Raw genomic sequence first — 25,137 nt, 5'->3', positions numbered from 1 at the left:
GAGTACGGGGAGGTCGGACGCGATGACCGAGGCGACGGTGGGGGCGACGGCGGCGGTGGGGGCGACGACGGGCGCGCGTTCGGGTGCGGAGGCGGAGGGGGGTGCGCGGGTGCCGGCCGTGCCGGGGTTCGCGCGGTGGCCCGTCGGCGGCTCGCCGAAGGCGGAGGGCAAGGCCCTGCGCACGCGCGTTCCGCGGTCCGCGCACGCCGACCTCGGCCGGGACGCCGCCCGCCCGGACGCGGTGAGCGCGGTCGAGGAGTCCAACCGCGGCCGCATTCCCGGGCTCACCCCGATGCGGGTGGGGCGGATGGCGGCCACACCGTTCGCCTTCCTGCGCGGGTCGGCGGGGCTCATGGCGTACGACCTGGCGCGTACGCCCACGACGGGGATCGGCGCCCAGATCTGCGGCGACGCGCACGCCGCCAACTTCGGTCTCTACGGTGACGCCCGGGGCGGCCTGGTCATCGACCTGAACGACTTCGACGAGACGGTCCACGGCCCCTGGGAGTGGGACCTCAAGCGCCTGGCCGCCTCGATCGTCCTCGCGGGCCGGGAGGCCGGCGCCGACGAGGACACCTGCCGCGAGGCCGCCCACGACACGGCGGGCGCCTACCGGCGCACCATGCGGCTGCTGGCGAAGCTCCCGGCGCTGGACGCCTGGAACGCCATCGCGGACGAGGAGCTCGTCTCCCACACCGACGCCCACGACCTGCTCGGCACTCTGGAGCGGGTGGCCGAGAAGGCGCGGGCCAACACCAGCGGGCGTTTCGCCGCCAAGTCGACCGAGACCACCGAGGACGGCGGGCGGCGCTTCGCCGACGCCCCGCCGGTACTGCGGCGGGTCCCGGCCGGGGAGGCGGCGGCGGTGGCCGCAGCCCTGGAGCCGTACCTGGCCACGCTCTCCGAGGACCGGCTCCCGCTGCTGGCCCGGTACGCGGTGCACGACGTCGCCTTCCGGGTCGTGGGCACCGGCAGCGTGGGCACGCGGTCGTACGTCGTGCTGCTCCTGGACCACCGGGGCGAACCGCTCGTGCTCCAGGTCAAGGAGGCCAGGCCCTCCGCGCTGCTGCCGCACCTGAAGACCGCCGGCTTCGACGCCCCCGAGGCCCCGCACGAGGGGCGCCGGGTGGTCATGGGGCAGAAGCGGATGCAGGTGGTCAGCGACATCCTGCTGGGCTGGACGGCGGTCGACGGGCGGCCCTTCCAGGTGCGGCAGTTCCGCAACCGCAAGGGCAGCGTCGACGCCACGGCCCTGGCCGCCGACCAGATGGACGACTACGGGCGCATGACCGGCGCCCTGCTGGCCCGCGCCCACGCGCACAGCGCGGACCCGCGGCTCATCGCCGGCTACTGCGGCAAGAACGACGAGCTGGACGAGGCGGTGGCCGCCTTCGCCGTCGCCTACGCGGACCGTACGGAGGCCGACCACGCCGAGCTGGTCGCCGCGGTGCGGGCGGGGCGGGTCGCGGCGGAGCTGGGGGTGTGACGGCTCCCGCGAGCCGGTGGGCCGAGGGGAATCGTGGCCTAGGCTGGACGGGTGACGACGCCGGAAGCTGAGCCCGAGCAGGGGGGTGCGCCGCGTCCCGAGGAACGGCTGGAACAGGCCGTACGGGCCGCCGAGCAGGCACTCATCGAGTACGAGATCGCGCTGGAGACCTTCCGCGTGGAGGTCGAGAACTTCTCCCGGCTGCACGAACAGCGGCTCGGCCCGGTGTACGCGCGGCTCGAGGAGCTCGAGGCGCAGATCCTGGAGGCCAGGGCCGCCCGCACCGGCGACGCCGACGACCGGCGCCGGGCCGACGAGGCACGGGCCCGGCTGGTGCCGATCCCCGGGGTCGAGGAGCTGCTGAACGGCTGGATGGACGGGGACGGACTGTTCCCGGAGGCCACGGCGATGCTCACGGACCAGGCGGTACGTCCTCCGCAGCGGGTGCGGCCCGGGGAGGGGGCGCGTCGGCTCTACCGCGACCTGGCCCGCAAGGCCCACCCCGACCTGGCGCAGGAGGAGGACGAGCGGGTCCGGCGCGAGGAGTTCATCACCCGGGTCAACGCCGCCTACGCCCGCGGCGACGAGGCGGAGCTGCGGGAGCTGGCCGAGGAGTGGGCCGCCGGCCCGGTGCCCGAGCGGCGCCCGAGCCGCGGCGAGGAGCTCTACGCCCGTCTCGAATGGCTCGACCGGCGCAAGGAGATGCTCACCCTGCTCGCCAAGGAGCTGGAGGAGAGCGCGATCGGCGGCATGCTCCGGCTGGCGCCGGACGACCCCGACCGGCTGCTGGAGGAGATCGCCGAGCAGTTGGCGACCCAGGTGCGGGAGCGGGAGGCGGAGCTGGCGGCGGCGCTCGGGCGGGACTGAGTCCTACGGTGGCTCCGGTAGCGTCTGGAGTATGAGTTTTGGAGCTGGTGTGCCCACGGTCGAGGTCTCGGACCTCAAGGACGGCGACTTCCTGCTGGACGTCCGCGAGGACGACGAGTGGCAGGCGGGTCACGCCGCCGGGGCGCTGCACATTCCCCTCAGCGAGTTCGTGGCCCGGTACGGTGAGCTGACGGAGGTCGCGCCGCAGGACGGCCGGGTCCACGTGATCTGCCGCTCCGGCGGCCGCTCGGCCCAGGTCACCATGTACCTGGCCCAGCAGGGCGTCGACGCCGTGAACGTCGACGGGGGCATGCAGGTGTGGGCCGCGGCCGGCCGTCCCGTGGTGGACGGGAAGGGCGAGCCGGGGCACGTTCTCTAGGGCCGTTCGCCACTGTCTGCGGCCGTCCGTGGCCGTGGCTTCCCGTGGCCGTGTTCATGGCTGTTGGGGGCCGTCCGGGGCTTCTCCAGGTGCCTCCGGATCGCCTTCGGATCGCCTCTGTGTCACCGCCGTGCGGCGGCGCGCTGTGTGGCGGATGTGGTGACGGCCACGGTACGGCCGGTCCGCCGGGGGCTGTGCGGGGGGACGGTCCTGAGTACCGTTCCCGTTCGAACGCTGCCGAGCAGTCGCACGAGTGGTGCGCGGGCGCCCGGCGGCGGGGCGGGCGAACGACGGATCGGGACCGGAACGGGGCGGAATGGACGCGTACGACACAGGCTCGGACGCCGGGCAGGGGCGGGACGGGCAAGGAGACCGGGGCACACCGGATCGGTCGGACCGGTCGGACCGGGCGGATCGCCCTGATCACCCCGGTCACCCCGGTCACCCGGCAGGTTCGGATCACCCGGAGGGTTTGGAGAGTTCGGAGGATCCGGTCGGGGCGGATGGCGGTCCCCGAGAGGCCGGTGGGACTGACAGGACCGGTGTGGCCGGTGTGGCCGGTGGGACTGGGAGTGGTGCAACCGGCGGGACCGGCGAGGTCGGGGCCGGCGAGGTGGGAACCGGTCCGGCGGCCGGCGTCCTCGCGGTCGCCCCGAAGCCCCGTACCGGTGTCGCCGCGCTCTCTCCGCGCTACCAGGTCGGTGCCGTGGCCGCCCTCGCGGTCGTCGCCGTCGCCGTCTGCGCACACCTGGGCCTCGTGTTCCTGCACGTGGCCCCGTCGAACACCCTCACCAAGCAGCACGGTGCCGCCGTGGACGAGTGGGTCTTCCCGGAGTTCGAACAGAACTGGAAGCTCTTCGCACCCAACCCGCTCCAGCAGAACGTCTCCGTCCAGCTCCGCGCGGAGGTGAGCACGGCGGACGGCGCGATACGCACGACCGGCTGGTACGACCTGTCCGCCGAGGACGGCCGGGGTATCGACGGCAATCCGCTGCCGAGCCACACCCAGCAGAACGAACTCCGCCGGGCCTGGGACTTCTTCGTCGCCTCCCACGACTCCGAGGACCGTCCCGTGGGCCTGCGGGGCACGCTGTCCGAGGACTACCTGCGCCGCATCGCGGCCCTGCGCCTGGAGCGGAACGACGCGGCCGGAACGGGCGGTGTCGTCGAGCGCGTCCAGTACCGCTCCCGGACCACCAACGTGGCGCCACCGTCGTGGAGCGGTGAGAAGGTCTCCGACCGGCCGACCTACCGCGAGCTGCCCTGGTGGCCGGTGTCCGGCGACGCGGAGGCAGGCGACGCGAAGGCAGGCGACGCCGAGGCCGGCGACGTGCGGGAAGGGGGCGCCGCGTGAACGGCATCGTCCCCTCGGTCTCCCGCGGTATCGCCCGCGTCACCGGCGCCTCGCTCGGCCCGTACCAGACGGCCGTGATCCGCATCGGCTTCAGCGCCACCTGGCTGCTCTTCCTCCTGCGCGAACTCCCCCACCGCCACGAGCTCTACGGCCCCGACAGCCCCTGGGGCCACGACCTCGCCGAGCAACTGATCGCGGACAACGGCGCCTTCACGGCGCTGATGTGGTCCGACGGGCGGGCCTGGTTCGAGATCGTCTACGCGCTGGCCGTCCTGAGCAGCGTGCTGCTCCTGTTGGGCTGGCGTACCCGCACCATGTCCGTCCTCTTCATGGTCGGCGTGCTCTCGCTGCAGAACCGCAGTGTCTTCATGGGGGACGGCGGCGACAACGTCCTGCACCTGATGAGCATCTACCTGGTCCTCACGCGCTGCGGTCAGGTGTGGTCGCTGGACGCCCGCCGGGCGCGGCGCGCGGGGGAGGCACGCGCGCGCGGGGAGCGGGTCGTGGACCGGGCCGGTCCGGTGCTGTGGTGCGTGCTCGGGTTCGCGCTGCTCACGGTGACGCTGGCGGGCGGGCTGGACGGCGACTGGTTCGTTCCGGCGCTGTTGTGGGCGGTGTGGGTCGCACAGGGCGTGTGGTGGGCCGCGGGGCGCGGGGCGAAGGGCGGCGAGCCGCGGATCCTGCTCGACGTGGTCACCAACATCGTGCACAACGGCGCGCTGGTCGTGATCATGGCCGAGGCCTGTCTGATCTACGCGACCGCGGGCTGGTACAAGATCCAGGGCTCGCGCTGGCAGGACGGCACCGCGGTCTACTACCCGCTGCACCTGGACTACTTCTCGCCCTGGCCCGCTCTCTCCGACGCGCTGGCCGCCAACGGCACGATGGTCATGCTGATCACCTACGGCACGGTCGCCGTGCAGGTCGCCTTCCCGTTCACGCTGTTCAACCGCCGGGTCAAGAACGTGCTGCTGGTCGCCATGATGACCGAGCACGCGGTGATCGCCGTGGTGCTGGGGCTGCCGTTCTTCTCGCTGGCGATGATCGCCGCGGACGCGGTCTTCCTGCCGACCTCGTTCCTGCGCCGACTGGGTAACCGGGCGGCACGCGCGCGCGGCCGGCTGCTGGACCGGCTTCCGGGCAGGTTGGCGGCCGGGTACGGCCACGGCCCTGCGGCGACGGTGCCCCGGCCCCGTGCACGGGTGGGCGACGAGGACACCGGGCACCGGGGCGCCGGGGCCATCGACGCCCAGGACTCGGGCGCCCAGGACTCGGGCGCGCGGGACTCGGGCGCGCAGGACAAAGACGCCGGGAACGAAGACGCCGGGGACGAGAAGGGCGCCGAGCGCAGGCACGTAGGCTTCCGGGCATGACCGACCCCGGCCCCGATGCCGACCCGCTGGCCGCCTGGCGCCGGTACGCCGGACCGTGCGTGCTGCTCGACGGATTCCACGCCCTCAAGCACGCGCTGCGTTTCGGCGCCGAGGTCCCGGTGGCCGTCACCGGCGACCGCGCGGGCGCCCTCGCCCTCGCCGAGGAGCTGGCGCCCGACGTACGGGACGCGCTGGACGGTCTGCTGGCCGAGGTGGGGCAGGAGGCGTACGCCTCCCTCGTGCCGCGCCCGCATCCCACCGCCGTGGCCGCCCTGGCCGTACGGCCCTCGCGGGCGGCCGGCCTGCGGGCGCTGGCGCACAGGCCCCGCCGTACGCCGGTCGTGGTGCTGGACCAGCCGCGCAACCTGGGCAACGCGGGGGCGGTGATCCGGCTGGCCGCCGGTTTCGGGGCGACCGGTGTGGTCACCACGGGCCCGCTCGACCCGTGGCATCCCACGGTGGTGCGCGGCGGGGCGGGGCTGCACTTCGCGACGGCCGTGGAGCGCCTGGACGTCGGGGAACTGCCGGCCGGGCCCGTCTTCGCCCTGGACCCGGAGGGCGAGGACATCCGCGGGCTGAGGCTGCCGGACGACGCGCTGCTGGCGTTCGGCTCCGAGCGCAGCGGACTCTCGCGGGAGCTGCGCGCACGTGCCGACCATCTGGTGGCGCTGCCGATGCGCCCCCAGGTCTCCAGCTACAACCTCGCGACCAGTGTGGCCATGACGCTGTACCACTGGAGCGCCACCGGGGACGCACCGCGGGTGCCCTAGGCGTCCGGTCTCAGGCCTGGCGGCGGACCTCCACCACCCGGAAGCGGTTGGCCACGAAGGCGCCGTCGCACAGGGCGGCGTTGGCCGCCGGGTTGCCGCCCGAGCCGTGGAAGTCGGAGAAGGCGGCCGTCTGGTTGACGTACACCCCGCCGGTGAGGTTCAGGGAGAGCTGGGCCGCCTCCTCGAGGCAGACCTCCTGCACGGACCGCTCGACCTCGGCGTCGGTCGTGTACGCGCCGACGGTCATCGCGCCCTTCTCCCGGATGCTGTGCCGCAACAGGTCCACGGCGTGGCCGGCGGAGTCGACGGCGACGGCGAAGGAGACGGGGCCGAAGCACTCGCTGGTGTAGGCGGCCTCGTCGTCGGGCTTGGCGCCGTCCAGCTTGACGATCACCGGGGTGCGCACGACCGCGTCCGGGAAGTCCGGATTGGCCACCTCACGGGAGGCGAGGGCGACCTCGCCGAGCCCGGCGGCGGCCTCCAGGCGGGCCTTGACGTCCGGGTTGACGATGGCACCGAGCAGGGCGTTGGCGCGGGCGTCGTCACCCAGGAGACCGTCGACGGCCCGCGCGAGGTCGGCGGTCACCTCGTCGTAGGTCTTGGCGCCCTGGTCGGTGCGGATGCCGTCGCGGGGGATCAGCAGGTTCTGCGGGGTGGTGCACATCTGGCCGCTGTAGAGGGACAGCGAGAAGGCCAGGTTGGCGAGCATTCCCTTGTAGTCGTCGGTGGACTCCACGATCACCGTGTTGACGCCGGCCTTCTCGGTGAAGACCTGGGCCTGGCGGGCGTTGGCCTCCAGCCAGTCGCCGAAGGCGGTGGAGCCGGTGTAGTCGATGATCCGGATCTCGGGGCGGGTCGCCAGGGTCTTGGCGATGCCCTCGCCGGGGCGCTCGGCGGCCAGCGCGACCAGGTTCGGGTCGAAGCCGGCCTCGGTGAGCACGTCGCGGGCCACCTGGACGGTGAGCGCGAGCGGCAGCACCGCGCGGGGGTGGGGCTTGACCAGGACCGCGTTGCCGGTGGCGAGGGAGGCGAACAGGCCCGGGTAGCCGTTCCAGGTCGGGAAGGTGTTGCAGCCGATGACGAGGCCGATGCCCCTCGGGACCGGCGTGAACTGCTTGGTCAGCGCGAGCGGGTCGCGCTTGCCCTGCGGCTTGGTCCACTCGGCCGTGTCGGGGGTGCGGACCTGCTCCACGTACGCGTAGGCCACGGCCTCCATGCCGCGGTCCTGGGCGTGCGGGCCGCCCGCCTGGAAGGCCATCATGAAGGCCTGTCCGGAGGTGTGCATGACCGCCTGGGCGAATTCCATCGTCCGGTCGGCGATCCGCCTCAGGATCTCCAGGCAGACCATCGCGCGCAGCTCCGCGCCCGCGTCCCGCCACGCCTTCTGGCCGGCCTTCATGGCGGGCAGCAGCACGTCGAGGTCGGCGTGCGGGTACTCCACGCCCAGCTCCACGCCGTACGGGGAGACCTCGCCGCCGACCCAGTCGTCGGTGCCGGGCTGGCCGAGGTCGAGGCGGGTGCCGCGCAGGGCGTCGAAGGCGGCCTTGCCCGCCGCCATGTCCAGAGTGCCGTCCTCCCCGTAGGCCTTGGGGTGCTCGGGGTGGGGGGACCAGTACGCGCGCGTGCGGATCGTCTCCAGCGCCAGGTCCAGGGTCGGCCGGTGCTGGGCGATCAACTGGTGTGCGGTGAGTTCGGCGGCCATACGGGACCAACTCCTCGTCTCACGAGCTCTCCGTCGAGTCGTGACCTGGGGGGAAACCTGGGCGGAAACAGGCGGACACGGCTAGAGTAACCGAACGATCGGTCGGGACAAGGGGGACCGCCGCATCTGTGGAGAACCCCGTGCGGGAGGATCGCGCACATGACAGCACTCGACCTCAGCAGCCCCGTGGCCGTCGTCGGCACCGGCACCATGGGCCAGGGCATCGCGCAGGTGGCGCTGGTCGCGGGCCACCCCGTACGGCTGTACGACGCCGTCCCCGGGCGGGCCCGGGCGGCGGCGGACGCGATCGGCGCCCGGCTGGACCGGCTCGTCGAAAAGGAACGGCTCACCGGCGCCGAGCGGGACGCGGCGCGTGACCGGCTCAGGCCCGCCGAGGCCCTCGCCGACCTCGCCGACTGCGCGCTGGTCGCCGAGGCGGTCCTGGAGCGGCTGGACGTCAAGCAGGAGCTGTTCCGCGCGCTGGAGGACGTCGTCGGCGACGACTGCCTGCTCGCCACCAACACCTCCTCCCTGTCCGTCACCGCCATCGGCGGCGCGCTCCGTGCCCCCGGCCGCTTCGTCGGCCTGCACTTCTTCAACCCCGCGCCGCTGCTGCCGCTGGTGGAGGTGGTCTCCGGCTTCGCGACCGACGCCGCGGCGGCCACGCGCGCGTACGAGACGGCCCGCGCCTGGGGCAAGACCCCGGTCGCCTGCGCCGACACCCCCGGGTTCGTCGTCAACCGCGTCGCGCGGCCCTTCTACGCCGAGGCCCTCGCGGTCCACGAGCTGCGGGCCGCGGACCCCGCCACCATCGACGCCGTGCTGCGCGAGTCCGGCGGCTTCAGGATGGGCGCCTTCGAGCTGACCGACCTCATCGGGCAGGACGTCAACGAGTCCGTCACGCACTCCGTGTGGGAGTCGTTCTTCCAGGACGCGCGCTTCACGCCGTCGCTCGCCCAGCGCCGCCTCGTCGAGTCCGGCCGGCTCGGCCGCAAGAGCGGGCAGGGCTGGTACGACTACCGGGACGGCGCCGAGCGGCCCGAGCCGCACACCGCCGAACCGGCCGACCGGCCCGCCCACGTCGTCGTCGAGGGCGACCTGGGGCCGGCCGCCGAACTGGTCACGCTGATCCGTGAGGCGGGCATCGAGGTCCGTGCGGAGCCCGAGGGCAGCGGATCGCTCGTGCTGCCCGGCGGCGGCCGGCTCCACCTCACCGACGGGCAGACCTCGGTCGAACTCGGCGACACGGTCCACTTCGACCTCGCCCTCGACTACCGCCGGGCCACCCGCATCGCCCTCGCCTCCTCCGAGCACGTCTCGCCCCGCACCCTCGCCGAGGCCACCGGCCTCTTCCAGGCGCTCGGCAAGAAGGTCAGCGTCGTCGGCGACGTGCCCGGCATGATCGTGGCGCGGACGGTCGCGCGGATCGTCGACCTGGCGTACGACGCGGTCGCCCGGGGCGTGGCCTCGGCCCACGACGTCGACACCGCGATGCGCCTCGGCGTGAACTACCCGCTCGGGCCACTCGAGTGGGGCCGCCGGCTGGGACCCCGGTGGGTGTACGAGCTGCTCGGCGAGCTGCACGTGCGTGAGCCCTCCGGGCGCCACGCCCCGTCCCTCGCGCTCCACCGCCACGCGCACACCTCCGACGCAGGGGAGGGCACCCCCTCATGACCACCGCCAAGCGCGACACGTACACCCCCGAGACCCTGCTGACCGTCGCCGTCCAGGTCTTCATCGAGCGCGGCTACGACGGCACCTCCATGGAGCACCTCTCCAAGGCCGCCGGCATCTCCAAGTCGTCGATCTACCACCACGTCGCGGGCAAGGAGGAGCTGTTGCGCCGGGCCGTGAGCCGGGCCCTGGACGAGCTCTTCGGGATCCTCGACGAGGAGCACGCGGGCGTGGGGTCCGCCGCCGAGCGGTTGGAGTACGTGGTGCGGCGCATGGTCGAGGTGCTCATGGCCGAACTTCCGTACGTCACGCTGCTGCTGCGCGTGCGCGGCAACACCGCAACCGAGCGGTGGGCGCTGGAGCGGCGGCGCGAGTTCGACCACCGGGTCGCCGGGCTGCTGAAGGCCGCGGCGGCCGAGGGGGACGTCCGCGCGGACGTGGAGGTGCGGCTCGCCACCCGCCTGGTCTTCGGCATGATCAACTCGATCGTCGAGTGGTACCGCCCCGACGGTCCCGACGGCCGGGGCGGCGCGGGCGAGCGCGAAGTGGTCGACGCGGTGGCGCGGTTGGTGTTCGGGGGGCTGCGCAAGGCATCGTGAGCGGCACCGGCCTGGCCCGGGCCCCCGGCCCGGCGGTCAGCTCTGCGGTTCGAGGTCCTCGGTCTCGAACACCAGCAGGGTGCGCGTGCTGAGCACCTCCGGGATGGCCTGGAGGCGGGTGAGCACCAGCTCCCGCAGGGCCCGGTTGTCCGGGGTGTGCACCAGCAGCAGGACGTCGAAGTCACCGCCCACCAGGGCGATGTGGGAGGCCCCGGGGAGCTGTCGCAACTGTGCGCGGACCGTCCGCCAGGAATTCTGCACGATCTTCAGGGTGATGTACGCCGAGGTGCCGTGCCCCGCGCGTTCGTGGTCGACGCGGGCGCCGAAGCCGCGGATGACGCCGTCCTCGACGAGCCGGTTGATGCGCGCGTAGGCGTTGGCGCGCGAGACGTGCACCCGTTCGGCGACCGAGCGTATCGAGGCGCGGCCGTCCGCCTGGAGCATGCGCAGGATGTCCTGATCGATGGCGTCCAGCGGGCGCGGGGGCGGCGGGGTGCCGGCGTCGTCCGGACCGCCGGCCTCTTCCGGGCGTTCGGCCATTTGTTCAGATGCCATGCGCCCCCGCCTCCCTGCCATGGACGTACTGCGTCCATCTCAGGCTGCGGAGAACCGTTTGTCCACAGCCTGGGGCCGCCTGTAGCCAAAATGTGCCGACGACCGAACAATCGGTAGGTGAGGCCCGTCACACCCGTGGCGAGCCCAGAGCCGCTCCCACGAGGAGGTGCCGTCATGACGGTCATGGAGCAGCGGGGCGCTTACCGGCCCACACCGCCGCCCGCCTGGCAGCCCCGTACCGACCCCGCGCCGCTGCTGCCCGACGCGGAGCCGTACCGCGTCCTCGGCACGAAGGCCGCCGAGCAGGCGGACCCGGAGCTGCTGCGCACCCTGTACGCCCGGCTGGTCAGCGGCCGGCGCTACAACGCGCAGGCCACGGCGCTGACCAAGCAGGGCCGGCTGGCCGTCTACCCTTCCAGCACCGGCCAGGAGGCCTGCGAGGTCGCCGCCGCGCTGGCCCTCGAGGACCGGGACTGGCTCTTCCCCAGCTACCGCGACACGCTCGCCGTGGTCGCCCGCGGCGTCGACCCCGTCGAGGCGCTCACCCTGCTGCGCGGCGACTGGCACACCGGCTACGACCCCCACGAGCACCGGGTCGCCCCCCTGTCCACGCCGCTCGCCACCCAGTTGCCGCACGCCGTGGGCCTCGCGCACGCCGCCCGGCTCAAGGGCGACGACGTGGTCGCCCTCGCCATGGTCGGCGACGGCGGCACCAGCGAGGGCGACTTCCACGAGGCGCTGAACTTCGCCGCCGTCTGGCGGGCCCCGGTCGTCTTTTTCGTGCAGAACAACGGCTTCGCGATCTCCGTCCCGCTCGCCAAGCAGACCGCGGCCCCGTCGCTGGCCCACAAGGCCGTCGGCTACGGCATGCCCGGCCGCCTGGTCGACGGCAACGACGCCGCCGCCGTGCACGAGGTCCTCACCGACGCCGTACGCCAGGCGCGCGCGGGCGGCGGTCCCACGCTGGTGGAGGCGGTGACGTACCGCGTCGAGGCGCACACCAACGCCGACGACGCGACGCGCTACCGGGGCGACGCCGAGGTCGAGACCTGGCGCCGGCACGACCCGATCGAGCTGCTGGAGCGGGAGCTGACCGAGCGCGGGCTGCTCGACGAGGACACCGTCCGGGCCGCCCGCGAGGACGCCGAGACGATGGCCGCCGACCTGCGCGCCCGCATGAACCAGGACCCGCGGCTCGACCCGATGGACCTGTTCGCCCACGTCTACGCCGAGCCCACCCCGCAACTGCGCGAGCAGCGGGACCTGCTGCGCGCGGAGCTGGCGGCGGCGGCCGAGTCCGGGGCGCCCGAAGGGGGGCACCGATGACCACGGTCGCCGTCAGGCCGGCCACCATGGCGCAGGCCCTCACGCGCGCGCTGCGCGACGCCATGGCCGCCGACCCGGGCGTGCACGTCATGGGCGAGGACGTGGGCACGCTCGGCGGCGTCTTCCGGGTCACCGACGGACTCGCCAAGGAGTTCGGCGAGGACCGCTGCACGGACACCCCGCTCGCGGAGGCCGGCATCCTCGGCACGGCCGTCGGCATGGCGATGTACGGGCTGCGTCCGGTAGTGGAGATGCAGTTCGACGCCTTCGCCTACCCGGCGTTCGAGCAGGTCGTCAGCCACGTCACCAAGATGCGCAACCGCACGCGCGGCAAGCTGCCCCTGCCGCTGACCATCCGCGTCCCCTACGGCGGCGGCATCGGCGGAGTCGAGCACCACAGCGACTCGTCCGAGGCGTACTACATGGCGACTCCGGGGCTCCATGTCGTCACGCCCGCGACCGTCGCCGACGCCTACGGGCTGCTGCGCGCGTCCATCGCCTCCGACGACCCGGTCGTCTTCCTCGAACCCAAGCGTCTGTACTGGTCGAAGGACTCCTGGAACCCCGAGGAGCCGACACCCGTTGAGCCGGTAGGCCGTGCGGTGGTGCGGCGCGCCGGCCGGAGCGCCACACTCATCACGTACGGGCCGTCGCTGGCCGTCTGCATGGAGGCGGCCGAGGCGGCCCGGGCCGAGGGCTGGGACCTCGAAGTCGTCGATCTGCGCTCCCTGGTGCCGTTCGACGACGAGACGGTGTGCGCTTCGGTGCGGCGGACGGGACGCGCGGTCGTCGTCCACGAGTCGGGTTCCTTCGGGGGCCCGGGCGGGGAGATCGCGGCCCGGGTCACGGAGCGCTGCTTCCATCATCTGGAGGCGCCGGTGCTGCGTGTGGCCGGGTTCGACATCCCGTATCCGCCGCCGATGCTGGAGCGCCACCACCTGCCCGGTGTGGACCGGATCCTGGACGCCGTGGGGCGCCTGCAGTGGGAGGCCGAAAGCTGATGGCACAGGTGCTGGAGTTCAAGCTCCCCGACCTCGGTGAGGGGCTCACCGAGGCGGAGATCGTGCGCTGGCTGGTCGAGGTCGGCGACGTGGTCGCCGTCGACCAGCCCGTCGTCGAGGTCGAGACGGCCAAGGCGATGGTCGAGGTGCCCTGCCCCTACCAGGGCGTGGTCACCGCCCGCTTCGGCGAGGAGGGCACGGAGCTGCCCGTCGGAGCGCCGCTGCTGACGGTGGCGGTGGGCGAGGGCGCCGCCGACGTCCCGGCGCGGGACTCGGGCACCGGCGGCGGCGCGGCCGAGGGCCGGCAGGATGAGCGGTCCCCGGCCGGCCGGTCTCCGGCGGAGCGGTCCCCGGCCGTCGAGTCCCGGGACGAGCGGGCGAAGGACGAGCAGGTGAGGTCCGAGGGCTCGGGCAACGTCCTGGTCGGATACGGCACCTCGGATGCGCCCGCGCGGCGCCGCCGGGTACGGCCGGACCGGCGGGCCGCCACCCCGTCGGCCGGGCGGGCGAACGGCCGGGTCCGCACCGCCGAGCCGGTGGACGGCCCCGTCCCCGTCATCTCCCCCCTGGTGCGCAGGCTGGCCCGGCAGAACGACCTGGACCTGCGCGAGCTGACCGGCTCCGGCCCGGAAGGGCTGATCCTGCGTGCGGACGTGGAGTACGCGCTGCGTGCCGCCGCCGCGCAGGGCGGCCGTACGGCGGTCCAGGAGGGCCCGGCCGAGCTGACCGGCCGGGCACCGGCGGTCTCCGTGTCCTCCGCCGCGGGGTCCGGCGGCATCCGCACCCCCCTCAAGGGCGTCCGCGGCGCCGTCGCCGACAAGCTCTCCCGCAGTCGGCGCGAGATCCCCGACGCGACCTGCTGGGTGGACGCCGACGCGACCGAGTTGACGCGGGCGCGCGCGGCGATGAACGCGGCGGGCGGAGCGAAGATCTCCCTGGTCGCGCTGCTGGCCCGGATCTGCACGGCCGCCCTGGCCCGCTTCCCGGAGCTGAACGCCACGGTCGACACGGAGGCCCGGGAGATCGTCCGGTTCGACCACGTCCACCTCGGCTTCGCCGCCCAGACGGACCGGGGGCTGGTCGTGCCCGTCGTCCGGGACGCGCACGCGCGGGACGCCGAGGCGCTCACCGCCGAGTTCGCCCGGCTGACCGAGGCGGCCCGTGCCGGACGGCTGACCCCCGGTGAACTGACCGGGGGTACCTTCACGTTGAACAACTACGGCGTGTTCGGCGTCGACGGATCCACGCCGATCATCAACCATCCCGAGGCGGCCATGCTCGGCGTCGGCCGCATCGTCCCCAAGCCCTGGGTGCACGAGGGGGAGTTGGCGGTGCGTCAGGTCGTCCAGCTCTCGCTCACCTTCGACCACCGGGTGTGCGACGGCGGTACGGCGGGCGGCTTCCTGCGGTACGTGGCGGACTGCGTGGAACAGCCGGCGGTGCTGCTGCGGACCCTCTGACGGCGGCGTCGGCAGCGGCACCGGCGGCGTCGGCAGCAGCGACGGCCGCGTCGGTAGCCGCGCCGACATCGGCGCCGGCAACCACGTCGGCACCGGCGTCGACATCGGCGCCGGCAACCGCGTCGGCACCGGCGTCGACATCGGCGCCGGCAACCGCGTCGGCACCGGCGTCGACATCGGCGCCGGCAACCACGTCGGCACCGGCGTCGAAACCGGCGCCGACGGCCGCGCCGGGCGCACACTCCGATTGCGCGGCCTCCCCGCGTTCCCTGTGATCGCGCGGGGACGCATACTCGGGGGGTGACCGTGTACGAGCCCTCCGGTGCCCCCGGCACCGGCACCGACCCCGCGCCGGGATCCGGCCCCGACGGGTACGACGCCGTCGTGCTCGCCGGCGGGGCCGCCCGGCGGCTCGGCGGCGCGGACAAACCCGGCCTGCGGGTGGGCGGCCGGGCGCTGCTGGACCGGGTGCTCGCCGCCTGCGCCGGAGCGCGGACCACCGTAGTCGTCGCCGACCCCCGGCCCACCCCGCGCCCGGTGACCTGGGCGCGCGAGGAGCCGCCCGGCGGCGGACCGCTCGCCGCCCTGGCCGCCGGACTGCGGCACACCACCGCCGAGCGCGTCGTGGTCCTCTCCGCCGACCTGCCGTTCCTCGCCGGGCCCACCGTCGGGCGGCTGCTGTCGGCCCTCGCCGCGAGCGACGCCGACGGCGTGCTGCTCAGCGACGCCGACGGCCGGGACCAGCCCCTCGTCGCCGCCTACCGCGCGCCCGTGCTGTACCGCGAACTGGCCGCGCTCACCCGGGACCGGGCAGACCTCGCCGGGCTGCCCCTGCGCCGCCTGACCGGCGCCCTCCGCCTCACTCGCGTCTCCGACGCCGTCGCCTCCTTCGACTGCGACACCTGGGACGACATCGCCACCGCAAGGGCACGCATCAGGGAGCATGGTCACGTGTTGGATGAATGGATCACCGCAGCCAAGGACGAGTTGGGCATCGACCTCGACGTCGACACCGGCGTCCTGCTCGATCTCGCCCGGGACGCCGCCCACGGGGTGGCCAGGCCCGCGGCCCCGCTGACCACCTTCCTCGTCGGCTACGCGGCCGGGCGGGCCGGGGGAGGCCCCGAGGCCGTCGCCGAGACCGCTCGCAAGGCCGTCGCCCTCGCCCGGCGCTGGGCCGAGGAGGCCGACGCCGAACCCGCCCCCGCGGCGGGCGAGCCCGACGGGGCACCCGACGCCACCCCCGGCACCCGCCCGGACACGCGATGACCTCGCCCGGCACGCGGGCCGACGAGGAAGCGGAAGACCTCGACGTCGAGGAGGCACTCGCCCTCGTGAAGGAGAACCCGGGCCCACCCCACGGCGACCCCGACCGCACGGCGGCGCCCGCGCACGCCACGCGCCACGGCCACCCCGGTCCGCATGGCGCGCCGGACAAGCAGGCCGACTCCCCTCACCGCGCCACCCCCTGGCCCGCAGCCCGGGCGACCGCCGAGCGTGCCGCCCGTGCCGCCGTCCGTGCCGCCCGCCGCACCCCGCTCTCCACGCCCCTCGACGCCGCCCTGGGCCTCACCCTGGCCGCGCCCCTCGCCGCCCTGACCGACCTGCCCTCCTTCGACACCTCCGCCATGGACGGCTGGGCCGTCGCCGGACCGGGCCCCTGGACGGTGCGCGACGAGGGTGTCCTGGCCGGACACGCGGAGCCCGCGCCCCTCACCGACGGCGAGGCCGTCCGGATCGCCACCGGCGCCCGCATCCCCCTGGACACCACCGCCGTACTGCGCACCGAGCACGGCCGCACCGACGGAAAGGGCCGGCTGCAGGCGACCCGCGACGTCGTCCACGGCCAGGACATCCGCTTGCGCGGTCAGGAGTGCCGCAGCGGTGACCAGTTGATGCCCGTCGGCACCCTGGTGACGCCGGCCGTGCTGGGCCTCGCGGCAGCCGCCGGGTACGACACCCTCACCGCGGTCCCCCGCCCCCGCGTCGACGTCCTGGTCCTCGGCGACGAACTGCTCACCGAGGGCCGGCCGCGCGACGGCCTCATCCGGGACGCGCTCGGCCCGATGCTGCCGCCCTGGCTGCGGGCCCTGGGCGCGGAGGTCCGCGCGGTCCGCCGGATCGGGGACGACGCCGAGGCCCTGCACCGGGCCGTCACCGCCTCCGGCGCCGACCTGATCGTCACGACCGGCGGCACCGCCGCGGGCCCCGTCGACCACGTCCACCCGGTCCTGAGCCGCGTCGGCGCCGAACTCCTCGTGGACGGCGTCGAAGTACGCCCCGGCCACCCCATGCTGCTGGCCCGGCTCAAGGACGACCAGCACCTCGTCGGTCTGCCCGGCAACCCGCTCGCCGCCGTCTCCGGACTGCTCACGCTCGCCGAGCCGCTGCTGCGCACCCTCGCCGCCCGCCCGGCGCCGGAGCCGTACACGCTGCCGCTGCGGGACGCGGTGCACGGGCACCCGTACGACACCCGGCTCGTCCCCGTGGTGCTGCGCGGCGACGGTGCCGTGCCGCTGCACTACAACGGTCCGGCCATGCTGCGCGGCATCGCGGCCGCCGACGCCCTGGCCGTCGTACCCCCGGGCGGGTCGGGTCCGGGCCAGGAGGCCGAGCTCCTCGACCTGCCCTGGACCACCGGCGGAATCGGAGTGTGTTTCACGTGAAACTTCCGGGCCAGGACGCGATCGCCCGCCAGGCCGACGAACACCTCGCGACCCATCGGGTGAAACTTCCGAGGAAGCTGGTGGAGCACCCGATCCGCCAGGTCGGCAAACGGCTGTGGGTCGCTCTGTTGGTTCTGGTGGCGACCGCCTTCATCGTCTACGCCGACCGCGAGGGCTACAGCGACAACTCCGACGGCTCCGTCGACCTTCTGGACGCCTTCTACTACGCCACCGTCACCCTCTCCACCACCGGTTACGGCGACATCACCCCCGTCAGTGACGCCGCCCGGCTGACGAACATCTTCCTCATCACGCCCCTGCGCGTGCTGTTCCTGATCATCCTGGTCGGCACCACGCTGGAAGCCCTCACCGAGCGCACTCGGGAGGAGTGGCGCCTGACCCGCTGGAGGTCCACCTTGCGCGATCACACCGTCGTCGTCGGTTTCGGCACCAAGGGACGGTCGGCGGTCCAGACCGTCTGCGCGACCGGCCTGCGCAAGGAACAGGTCGTCGTGGTCGACCCCAGCGGAAAGGCCATCGAGGCGGCGACGGCCCACGGCTACGCGGGCGTGGTCGGTGACGCGACGCGCAGCGATGTGCTGAACCGCGCCGAGGTGTACCGGGCGAAACAGATCATCATCGCCACCCAGCGCGACGACACGGCGGTGCTGGTGACGCTGACGGCCCGGCAGCTCAACCGGGGCGCGAAGATCGTGGTCGCGGTCCGCGAGGAGGAGAACGCGCCGCTGCTCAAACAGTCCGGCGCCGACGCCGTGATCACCAGCGCCAGCGCCGCGGGCCGGTTGCTCGGTCTCTCCGTGCTCAGCCCCGCCGCCGGCATGGTCATGGAGGACCTCATCAGCCAGGGCAGCGGGCTGGACATCGTCGAGCGTCCGGTCATAAAGGCCGAGGTGGGCAAGAACCCGCGGGAGACGGACGATCTGGTGGTCAGCGTCCTGCGCGGACACCGGGTGCTCGGCTACGACGACCCGGCCGTCGGGGGTCTGGAGCTGACCGACCGCCTGATCACGATCGTGCGGGCGACGCCGGCCACCCACGTGGCGCCCGACGCCCGCCCGCTGCCCCGCGACTGACGGGACGCCGGTTCCGTACCGCGGAGGCTACTTGCGGTTGTAGAGCCGCATCGTGACCGGTCCGAAGACCAGGAGGAGCAGGCCCGCCCAGCCCAGCGTCCAGCCGATCTCGGCGCCGGGCCAGTCGCCCGCCATCAGCCCGCGCACCGCGGACGCCAGGTGCGTGATCGGGCTGTTGTTGACGAAGACCTGCAGCCAGCCCGGCATCGTCTTCGGGTCGACGAAGACGTTGGACAGGAAGGTGAGCGGGAAGATCACCATCATGCTGACGCTCATCACCGACTTCTCGGTGCGCAGCATCAGCCCGAACATCGTCCAGATCCACGAGAAGGCGAACGAGAACACCAGCAGCAGGGCGATCCCGGCGAGCACACCGCCGAACCCGCCATCCGGCCGGTAGCCGAGCAGCAGCCCCACGGAGAGCATCACGACGGACGCGATCGTGTAGCGCAGGGCGTCGCCGAGCAGATAGCCGACCATCGCCGAGGGCCGCCAGATCGGCAGCGAACGGAAGCGGTCGAAGACGCCCTTCTCGATGTCGACGTTCACCGAGATCCCGGTGTACATCGTGATCATCACGACCGACATCACCAGGATGCCCGGCAGCACGAACTGGATGTAGTCGCTCGGCGAACCCGCCAGCGCACCGCCGAAGAGGTACGTGAACATCAACAGGTTCATGATCGGGAAGGCGGTGACGTCGAAGAGCTGTTCCGGTACATGCTTGATCTTGAGGATCGCGCGCCAGCCGAACGTCAGGGACGTGGAAAGTGCGCTGGGCCGGGGCGGCCGCTCCTTGGTGACCAGCAGGGCCGCCAGCGACTCGGTGCTGACCGTGGAGAGTTCCCTGTCCCCGGTGCTCGTGGCCGTACTCATGCCGTCACCTCGTCCTTCGTGTCGGGTGCGGTGTCCGTGCCGTTGCCCGTGCTCTGGCCGGTGTCGTGGCCGGTCAGCGCCAGGAAGACCTCGTCGAGGCTGGGCTGTCCCAGGGAGAAGCTGTCGACGGTGATGCCGGACCGGGCCAGCTCACCGAGCGCCTTGGCGGCCTGATCGGCGGCCGTGTCGCTCGCCGCCACCCCGAGGCGCGCGGTCAGCGCCACCGGGTCGGGCTCGAGCTGTACCTCGGCGACCAGCAGGTTCCGCAGTACCCGCGCCGCCTCCGGCCGTTCCTCCGCGTCCCGCAGCCGCAGATGAACGGAGCCGGCGCCGACGGACGCCTTCAGCTCGCCCTTGGTGCCCTCGGCGATCACCCTGCCCTTGTCGATGACGGCGATCCGGGACGCCAGTTGGTCGGCCTCGTCCAGGTACTGCGTGGTCAGCAGCACCGTCGTGCCCTGGGCGACCACCGCGCGCACGATGTCCCACACCTGGTTGCGGCTGCGCGGGTCGAGGCCGGTCGTCGGCTCGTCGAGGAAGAGCAGATCGGGTGTGTTGAGGATGGACGCGGCGATGTCGATGCGCCGCCGCATGCCGCCGGAGTAGTGCTTGACCTGCTTCGCCGCCGCGTCCGTCAGCCCGAAGGCCGCCAGCAGTTGGTCGCCCCGCTGCCGCGCGGCCGTCTTGCCGTGCCCGAGGAGCCGGCCCAGCAGGACCAGGTTCTCGGTGCCGGTGAGGTCCTCGTCCACGGACGCGTACTGCCCGGTGAGGCTCACCCGGCCGCGCACCTCGTCCGCGTCGCGCACGACGTCGTGGCCGAAGACGTGGGCCTGGCCACCGTCCGGCCGCAGCAGGGTGGCGAGCATCTTCACCGTGGTGGTCTTGCCGGCGCCGTTCGGGCCGAGGACGCCGTAGACCGTGCCGGCGGGCACCGCGAGGTCCACCCCGTCCACGGCCCGGGTCTCACCGAACGTCTTCACCAGCCCCGCGGTCTCGATCGCGAGTCCGGACGTGTGGGTACTCATGGAGGGTCCTTCCGCGTTCTCGGGCTACGCATGGGAAGACCTTCACCGTCGCGCAGAATCATCGGTCGCGCACGGGGATTTTCCGACGGACGGTCCAAAAGACGGAGGGCACCCCGGCCGGAGACGGAGAGCACATCGATCCGGAGGCGGCGGGCGCCCCGGTTGGGACACGGAGAGCACATCGATCCGGAGGCGGAGGGCGCCCCGGTTGGGACACGGAGAGCACATCGATCCGGAGGCGGAGAACGCCTCGGTCCGGACACGGGGAGCGCTCCGGCCGGGGACCCGGGCCGAGGAGCCCGGACAGGGGCACAGGAGTAGCGTCGCCCTCATGCATGCGATCACGATTTCCGAACCCGGAGGCCCCGAGGCGCTGGTCTGGTCCGAGGTCCCCGACCCGGTGCCCGGCGAGGGCGAGGTCCTGGTCGAGGTGACGGCCAGCGCCGTCAACCGCGCCGACATCATGCAGCGCCAGGGCTTCTACGACCCCCCGCCCGGCGCCTCCCCGTACCCCGGCCTGGAGTGCTCCGGGCGCGTCGCGGCCCTCGGGCCGGGTGTGTCCGGCTGGTCCGTCGGCGACGAGGTGTGCGCGCTCCTCGGCGGTGGCGGCTACGCCGAGAAGGTCGCCGTTCCGGCCGGTCAGCTACTGCCGGTTCCGGAGGGCATCGACGTCAGGCGGGCGGCGGCGCTGCCCGAGGTGGTCTGCACCGTCTGGTCGAACGTCTTCATGGTCTCCCACCTCCGCCCCGGCGAGACGCTCCTCGTGCACGGCGGCTCCAGCGGCATCGGCACCATGGCGATCCAGCTCGCCAAGGCCGTGGGCGCGAAGGTCGCCGTGACGGCGGGCACCAAGGAGAAGCTGGAGCGCTGCGCCGAACTGGGCGCCGACATCCTGATCAACTACCGCGAGCAGGACTTCGTCGCCGAGGTCAGGGAGGCGACGGGCGGTGCGGGCGCCGACGTCATCCTCGACAACATGGGCGCCAAGTACCTGGACCGCAACGTCCGGGCCCTCGCCGTCAACGGCCGGCTCGCGATCATCGGCATGCAGGGCGGCCGGAAGGGCGAGCTGGACATCGGCACGCTCCTCGCCAAGCGCGCCGCCGTCAGCGCGACCTCGCTGCGCGCCCGGCCGCCGGCGGAGAAGGCGGCCATCGTGGCGGCCGTACGCGAGCACGTCTGGCCGCTGCTCGCCGGGGGCCACGTCCGTCCGATCGTCGACCGCGAACTCCCGATGAGCGACGCTCCCGCCGCCCACCGGGTCGTGGAGGAGAGCGGGCACGTCGGCAAGGTGCTGCTGGTCGCCCCGTAGCGCGGGTGCGTCAGCCGCGTCGCAGGCGGAGGCCGACGAAGGCCAGGGCCAGGCCGAGGCCGATGAGGACCAGCCCGCTGCCCAGGGGCAGTATCCGCACCACGGGCTCGGTGGCGTCCCCGGCGTGGGTGTCGGCCTGCGGCTGGGAACGGGACGGCGGAGCGGAGGGCACCCAAGCGGCCTCGCCGGGTGGCACGGCGGTCTCCGGACCGTCGGGCAGGCCCGCGTCGCCGTCCCCGTCCGCCCGGTGCCGGGCGTTCTCGTCCGCGCCGCCCGCCTCCGGTTCCCGCTCCTCGGGCCGCCCGGGCCGCTGCCGCCCCTCGCCCGGCCGGCTCCCCGCCCGGGAGGGTTCCGGGTCGGTTGCCGAGGCGCCCGACGCGGAGGCGGAGGGCGAGGGGGAGGCCGTCGCGGAGCCACGTGCCGCGTTGCCCGCCGGGCCGGAGTCCTCGCTGGACGGGGAGGCGGAACCGGCCTGCGAGCCGTCGGGGCCGTCGTGACCGTCGTCGCCCCGTGGGCGCTGGGGGCGCTCGTGACCGTTGTGCCCGTCGTGACCGGCGGAGCCGTCCGGGTCGGCCGCCACCGCCCCCGGGACCGAGGCGGGAGCCGCCCCGGACGGAGACGGGGACACGGCGGCAGCCCCGAGGGCGGGGGCGGCCGTCCCCACCGCGGCGGATCCGGCACCGTACGCCGCTCCCGCCCCGCAGGGCGACACCAGCGCGCTCACCCCCACAACGCCCACCAGTCCCGTCGCTCGCAGTGTGCGCAGCCATGGAGTCACGTCAGTGACCCCCTCCCGGTGATGTCCAGTCGCGGAAATCGACGGAACAAGCCTCACATCGACCTGCCATACCGGCATTTCGGACTCCGCCGAATGCGCGGGACGCCCTTCTCCGGGGGCACCGCCCCGGCGCGGTGCGCGGATACGAGAGAATGGCCGCATGGAGATGCCGAGGAACGACAGGTCGCCGGAGAACCCCCAGATCCTGGTCGTCGGCCAGGACGGAATGGCGCTCAGCGGCGGCGGGGACGACGACTCCCGCGAGATCCCGGTGACCGAGCAGGTGGCACAGCCCGCCAAGGTCATGAGGATCGGCAGCATGATCAAGCAGCTTCTGGAGGAGGTGCGCGTCGCGCCTCTGGACGAGGCGAGCCGGGCCCGGCTCAAGGAGATCCACGCCAGCTCGGTGAAGGAGCTGGAGGACGGCCTCGCCCCGGAGCTGGTCGAGGAGCTGGAGCGGCTCTCCCTGCCCTTCACGGACGACGTCACCCCGACCGACGCCGAGCTGCGGATCGCGCAGGCCCAGTTGGTCGGCTGGCTGGAGGGCCTGTTCCACGGCATCCAGACCACGTTGTTCGCCCAGCAGATGGCCGCACGGGCCCAGCTCGAGCAGATGCGCCGCGCGCTGCCGCCGGGCGTCGGCCAGGACGGCGAGGAGCCGCCCCACCCGGGCGCCCGTTCCGGCGGCCCCTACCTGTAAGCGGCCCTGCCGGCAGCGGGACGACCACCCACCGACACGGCGAAGGGCCCGGCAGCACCTGCTGCCGGGCCCTTCGCCGTACGCCGCGTTTCAGGCCACGGGACGTACGGGATACGCGGGACGCACGGGATCAGGAGGACGACGGATTGCCCGTCGAGACCTTGAGCTGGATCTCGGGCATGTCCTCGGGGTCGACGTCCGTACCCGGCGCGGGGAACTGGTCCCGGATCGAGCCCTCACCGTAGGTGTTCTCGTCGACGTCCACGACCTTCATCCGCCAGCCGGCGGCGTTGAAGCACTCCTTGACCGAGCCGATGTACTTGAACGTGAAGTCCGGCACCCTGATCTTGTCGGGGTCGTTGTACGACTCCTCCGGCTCGGTGCACTCGTCCTTCTCGATCGTCTTCGTCTTGTCCGGGCCGCGGTACCCCGCCACCTTCGCGTCCGACGCGGACGCACTGGCGGTGGCGTCCCCGCCCTTGGCGTCGTCCCCGCCGCTGTTCATCATCAGCGCGCCGATCAGACCGCCGACCACCAGGACGGCGACCACGATCGAGCCGATGATCACCAGCTTGTTGCTCCCGCCGCCGCCCGAGCCGGACGCCGGGGCGGAGGGCGTGAGGTTGTACGGCGGCGGCGTGGGCGCGCCCTGGTGCTGCTGCGGCGCGTACGGCGAGGCGGCCGGCGTCTGGTAGCCGCTCTGCTGCGGATAGCCGTACGCGGGCGAGGGCGCGGCGGGTGCCGGGGTGCCGTACGGGTTGGGGCCCGGGTGCGGCGTCGGCTGGTACGGCGTCTGGACGGGGCCCGTGGGCACCTGCCCGCTCTGGTCGACCGGCGGGAACACCGCGGAGCCGACGCCCGCGCCGCTCGACGCCTGCGAGCCGGGCACGATGCTCGGCGGGGCCGGCCGGAAGGAGGCCGCCACCCGCAGGCACTCGTCCCGCATCGCCTCGGCGCTGGGGAAGCGCTCGTTGGGGTTCTTCTTCAGGGCGCGGGCCACCAGCGCGTCCACGGCCGGCGGGAGGGCGCGGTTGACGGACGAAGGAGCCACCGGCTCCTCCTGCACGTGCGCGTACGCGATGGCCAGCGGCGAGTCCGCGTCGAACGGCAGGCGTCCGGTGACCAGTTGGAACAGCATGATGCCGACCGAGTACAGGTCGGAGCGGGCGTCGACGCCGCGGCCGAGGGCCTGTTCCGGCGAGAGGTACTGGGGGGTGCCGACGACCATGCCGGTCTGTGTCATCGAGGTCACGCCGGACTGCATGGCGCGGGCGATGCCGAAGTCCATCACCTTGACCACGCCGCGCTTGGTCATCATCACGTTGCCCGGCTTGATGTCCCGGTGGACCAGGCCCATCTCGTGGCTGATCTCCAGGGCCGCCAGCACGTCCGCGGTGATCTTCAGCGCCTTGTCGGCGGGCATCGCGCCCTGCTGCCGGACGTCCTCGTCGAGCACCGAGCCGAGCGGCCGTCCCTCGACGTACTCCATGACGATGTACGGCGTCGGCATGCCGTCCCCCGCGGCGGAGCCGCCGAGGGGCAGCGTGTCCTCGCCGGTGTCGAAGACGGAGACGATGTTGGTGTGCGTGAGCTTGGCCACTGCCTGGGCCTCGCGGCGGAAGCGCTCGCGGAAGGCCTGCTCCCGGCCCAGCTCGGTGTGGAGCGTCTTGATCGCGACCTGGCGGTCCAGCACCGAGTCGTACGCCAGGTGCACCGAGGCCATGCCGCCCTCGCCGAGCAAGTCGCGAAGCTGGTAGCGGCCGCCGGCGAGCGCGCGCCCCGCGTACCGGCCCTGTCCGGCGTCCTGGCTCATGTCTCTGCGTCCCCCATGGGCGCCGCGACGCCGGTGGCAGCCGCACGCGCGCTCGCGTTCGTGATCGTGATCGAAAGTGCTATTCCCGGCCAAGTCTGCCCCAGGGCACTGACACGTCAAGCGCGGTGCCCGTTCCGTGACCGTACGCGAAAGAAGCGTCGCGGAAGCGTTACAGCCGGCGTACCGCCGGTACACAGAATTTGCACGGCAGTACGGAACCAGGGTTTCATCACCGGTCCGTCTCGATGCCGGTCCCGGCGCTCATCTCGGACCGGAGGCGCCCGCGAAGGCTGTAGCGTGGCCGACGGAGACCGTAACAACACCGCG

Annotated in this window: 22 protein-coding genes; 16 read left to right on the top strand and 6 right to left on the bottom strand. The window is 73.5% G+C overall.

Features of this window, described 5'->3' with window-relative positions:
- The first annotated feature begins 22 nt into the window (after positions 1-22).
- From B1H29_RS18335 to B1H29_RS18310, 6 genes are all read left to right on the top strand, one after another.
- Complete coding sequence (locus B1H29_RS18335) at positions 23-1,486, top strand: DUF2252 domain-containing protein (protein WP_055418909.1); 1,464 nt, start codon at positions 23-25, stop codon at positions 1,484-1,486.
- A 51-nt stretch (positions 1,487-1,537) separates the two neighbouring features.
- Entirely contained in the window at positions 1,538-2,353 is an 816-nt protein-coding gene (locus B1H29_RS18330; protein ID WP_055418908.1) for a hypothetical protein, read from the top strand.
- Positions 2,354-2,402: 49 nt separating this feature from the next.
- The gene (locus B1H29_RS18325) at positions 2,403-2,732 is read left to right on the top strand and encodes a rhodanese-like domain-containing protein (RefSeq protein WP_055418907.1); all 330 of its coding nucleotides are present in this window, start codon (positions 2,403-2,405) and stop codon (positions 2,730-2,732) included.
- Between the two features lie 316 nt (positions 2,733-3,048).
- Entirely contained in the window at positions 3,049-4,086 is a 1,038-nt protein-coding gene (locus B1H29_RS18320; protein WP_055418906.1) for a DUF5819 family protein, read from the top strand.
- Positions 4,083-5,459, top strand: coding sequence for an HTTM domain-containing protein (locus tag B1H29_RS18315; protein WP_055418905.1), 1,377 nt, complete (start codon positions 4,083-4,085; stop codon positions 5,457-5,459). Before B1H29_RS18320 ends, B1H29_RS18315 begins: the two co-directional genes overlap by 4 nt.
- Positions 5,456-6,229 (top strand): TrmH family RNA methyltransferase, encoded by a 774-nt coding sequence (locus B1H29_RS18310; RefSeq protein ID WP_055418904.1) that lies wholly within the window; start codon positions 5,456-5,458, stop codon positions 6,227-6,229. The genes B1H29_RS18315 and B1H29_RS18310 overlap by 4 nt, the downstream gene beginning before the upstream one ends.
- 10 nt (positions 6,230-6,239) lie before the next feature.
- Here B1H29_RS18310 and paaN read toward each other — a convergent pair whose 3' ends face one another.
- Positions 6,240-7,931: a phenylacetic acid degradation protein PaaN gene (paaN, locus tag B1H29_RS18305; protein WP_055418903.1), complete on the bottom strand. Its 1,692-nt coding sequence runs from the start codon at positions 7,929-7,931 to the stop codon at positions 6,240-6,242.
- Between the two features lie 159 nt (positions 7,932-8,090).
- Here paaN and B1H29_RS18300 point away from each other — a divergent pair, with 159 nt between their 5' ends.
- Together B1H29_RS18300 and B1H29_RS18295 are read left to right on the top strand one after the other, a co-directional pair.
- Positions 8,091-9,605 (top strand): 3-hydroxyacyl-CoA dehydrogenase, encoded by a 1,515-nt coding sequence (locus tag B1H29_RS18300; RefSeq protein ID WP_055418902.1) that lies wholly within the window; start codon positions 8,091-8,093, stop codon positions 9,603-9,605.
- Positions 9,602-10,204, top strand: a complete 603-nt coding sequence (locus B1H29_RS18295) for a TetR/AcrR family transcriptional regulator (protein ID WP_055418901.1) — start codon at positions 9,602-9,604, stop codon at positions 10,202-10,204. The genes B1H29_RS18300 and B1H29_RS18295 overlap by 4 nt, the downstream gene beginning before the upstream one ends.
- Positions 10,205-10,240: 36 nt before the next feature.
- Here the strand turns inward: B1H29_RS18295 and B1H29_RS18290 are convergent, their stop codons facing one another.
- Positions 10,241-10,744, bottom strand: a complete 504-nt coding sequence (locus tag B1H29_RS18290; protein ID WP_055418900.1) for an Lrp/AsnC family transcriptional regulator — start codon at positions 10,742-10,744, stop codon at positions 10,241-10,243.
- Positions 10,745-10,933: 189 nt separating this feature from the next.
- Here B1H29_RS18290 and pdhA point away from each other — a divergent pair, with 189 nt between their 5' ends.
- The 6 genes from pdhA to B1H29_RS18260 all read left to right on the top strand — a co-directional run bounded on the left by pdhA (position 10,934) and on the right by B1H29_RS18260 (position 18,306).
- Positions 10,934-12,085 (top strand): pyruvate dehydrogenase (acetyl-transferring) E1 component subunit alpha, encoded by a 1,152-nt coding sequence (pdhA, locus tag B1H29_RS18285; protein ID WP_055418899.1) that lies wholly within the window; start codon positions 10,934-10,936, stop codon positions 12,083-12,085.
- Positions 12,082-13,086: an alpha-ketoacid dehydrogenase subunit beta gene (locus tag B1H29_RS18280; protein WP_055418898.1), complete on the top strand. Its 1,005-nt coding sequence runs from the start codon at positions 12,082-12,084 to the stop codon at positions 13,084-13,086. The genes pdhA and B1H29_RS18280 overlap by 4 nt, the downstream gene beginning before the upstream one ends.
- Positions 13,086-14,546 (top strand): dihydrolipoamide acetyltransferase family protein, encoded by a 1,461-nt coding sequence (locus B1H29_RS18275; protein WP_055418897.1) that lies wholly within the window; start codon positions 13,086-13,088, stop codon positions 14,544-14,546. Before B1H29_RS18280 ends, B1H29_RS18275 begins: the two co-directional genes overlap by 1 nt.
- Positions 14,547-14,846: 300 nt before the next feature.
- Positions 14,847-15,815: an NTP transferase domain-containing protein gene (locus B1H29_RS18270; protein ID WP_199832351.1), complete on the top strand. Its 969-nt coding sequence runs from the start codon at positions 14,847-14,849 to the stop codon at positions 15,813-15,815.
- Positions 15,812-17,212 carry a molybdopterin molybdotransferase MoeA gene (locus B1H29_RS18265; RefSeq protein WP_055418896.1) on the top strand — a complete coding sequence of 467 codons (1,401 nt, stop codon included), beginning with the start codon at positions 15,812-15,814 and terminating at the stop codon, positions 17,210-17,212. Before B1H29_RS18270 ends, B1H29_RS18265 begins: the two co-directional genes overlap by 4 nt.
- On the top strand, positions 17,209-18,306 hold the full coding sequence (locus B1H29_RS18260) for a potassium channel family protein (protein WP_055418895.1): 1,098 nt from the start codon (positions 17,209-17,211) through the stop codon (positions 18,304-18,306). Before B1H29_RS18265 ends, B1H29_RS18260 begins: the two co-directional genes overlap by 4 nt.
- A 27-nt stretch (positions 18,307-18,333) precedes the next feature.
- On the opposite strand, the gene B1H29_RS18255 is transcribed toward B1H29_RS18260, so the two are convergent.
- Entirely contained in the window at positions 18,334-19,182 is an 849-nt protein-coding gene (locus B1H29_RS18255) for an ABC transporter permease (protein ID WP_055418894.1), read from the bottom strand.
- Positions 19,179-20,207, bottom strand: a complete 1,029-nt coding sequence (locus B1H29_RS18250; protein ID WP_055418893.1) for an ATP-binding cassette domain-containing protein — start codon at positions 20,205-20,207, stop codon at positions 19,179-19,181. Before B1H29_RS18250 ends, B1H29_RS18255 begins: the two co-directional genes overlap by 4 nt.
- Positions 20,208-20,538: 331 nt before the next feature.
- Here B1H29_RS18250 and B1H29_RS18245 point away from each other — a divergent pair, with 331 nt between their 5' ends.
- On the top strand, positions 20,539-21,519 hold the full coding sequence (locus B1H29_RS18245; RefSeq protein WP_055418892.1) for an NAD(P)H-quinone oxidoreductase: 981 nt from the start codon (positions 20,539-20,541) through the stop codon (positions 21,517-21,519).
- A 10-nt stretch (positions 21,520-21,529) separates the two neighbouring features.
- On the opposite strand, the gene B1H29_RS39380 is transcribed toward B1H29_RS18245, so the two are convergent.
- Positions 21,530-22,297 (bottom strand): hypothetical protein, encoded by a 768-nt coding sequence (locus B1H29_RS39380; protein ID WP_234393046.1) that lies wholly within the window; start codon positions 22,295-22,297, stop codon positions 21,530-21,532.
- A 160-nt stretch (positions 22,298-22,457) separates the two neighbouring features.
- On the opposite strand from B1H29_RS39380, the gene B1H29_RS18235 reads away from it, so the two are divergent.
- Positions 22,458-22,997 carry a bacterial proteasome activator family protein gene (locus B1H29_RS18235; RefSeq protein WP_055418891.1) on the top strand — a complete coding sequence of 180 codons (540 nt, stop codon included), beginning with the start codon at positions 22,458-22,460 and terminating at the stop codon, positions 22,995-22,997.
- Positions 22,998-23,127: 130 nt separating this feature from the next.
- Here the strand turns inward: B1H29_RS18235 and B1H29_RS18230 are convergent, their stop codons facing one another.
- Positions 23,128-24,810, bottom strand: coding sequence for a Stk1 family PASTA domain-containing Ser/Thr kinase (locus B1H29_RS18230; RefSeq protein ID WP_055418890.1), 1,683 nt, complete (start codon positions 24,808-24,810; stop codon positions 23,128-23,130).
- Between the last annotated feature and the right edge of the window lie 327 nt (positions 24,811-25,137).

It is taken from the genome of Streptomyces pactum (genome assembly GCF_002005225.1).
GTDB classification, from domain to species: domain Bacteria; phylum Actinomycetota; class Actinomycetes; order Streptomycetales; family Streptomycetaceae; genus Streptomyces; species Streptomyces pactum_A.
Note: the sequence above shows the minus strand (reverse complement) of the source record. Positions and strands in the feature narration are given on the sequence as shown.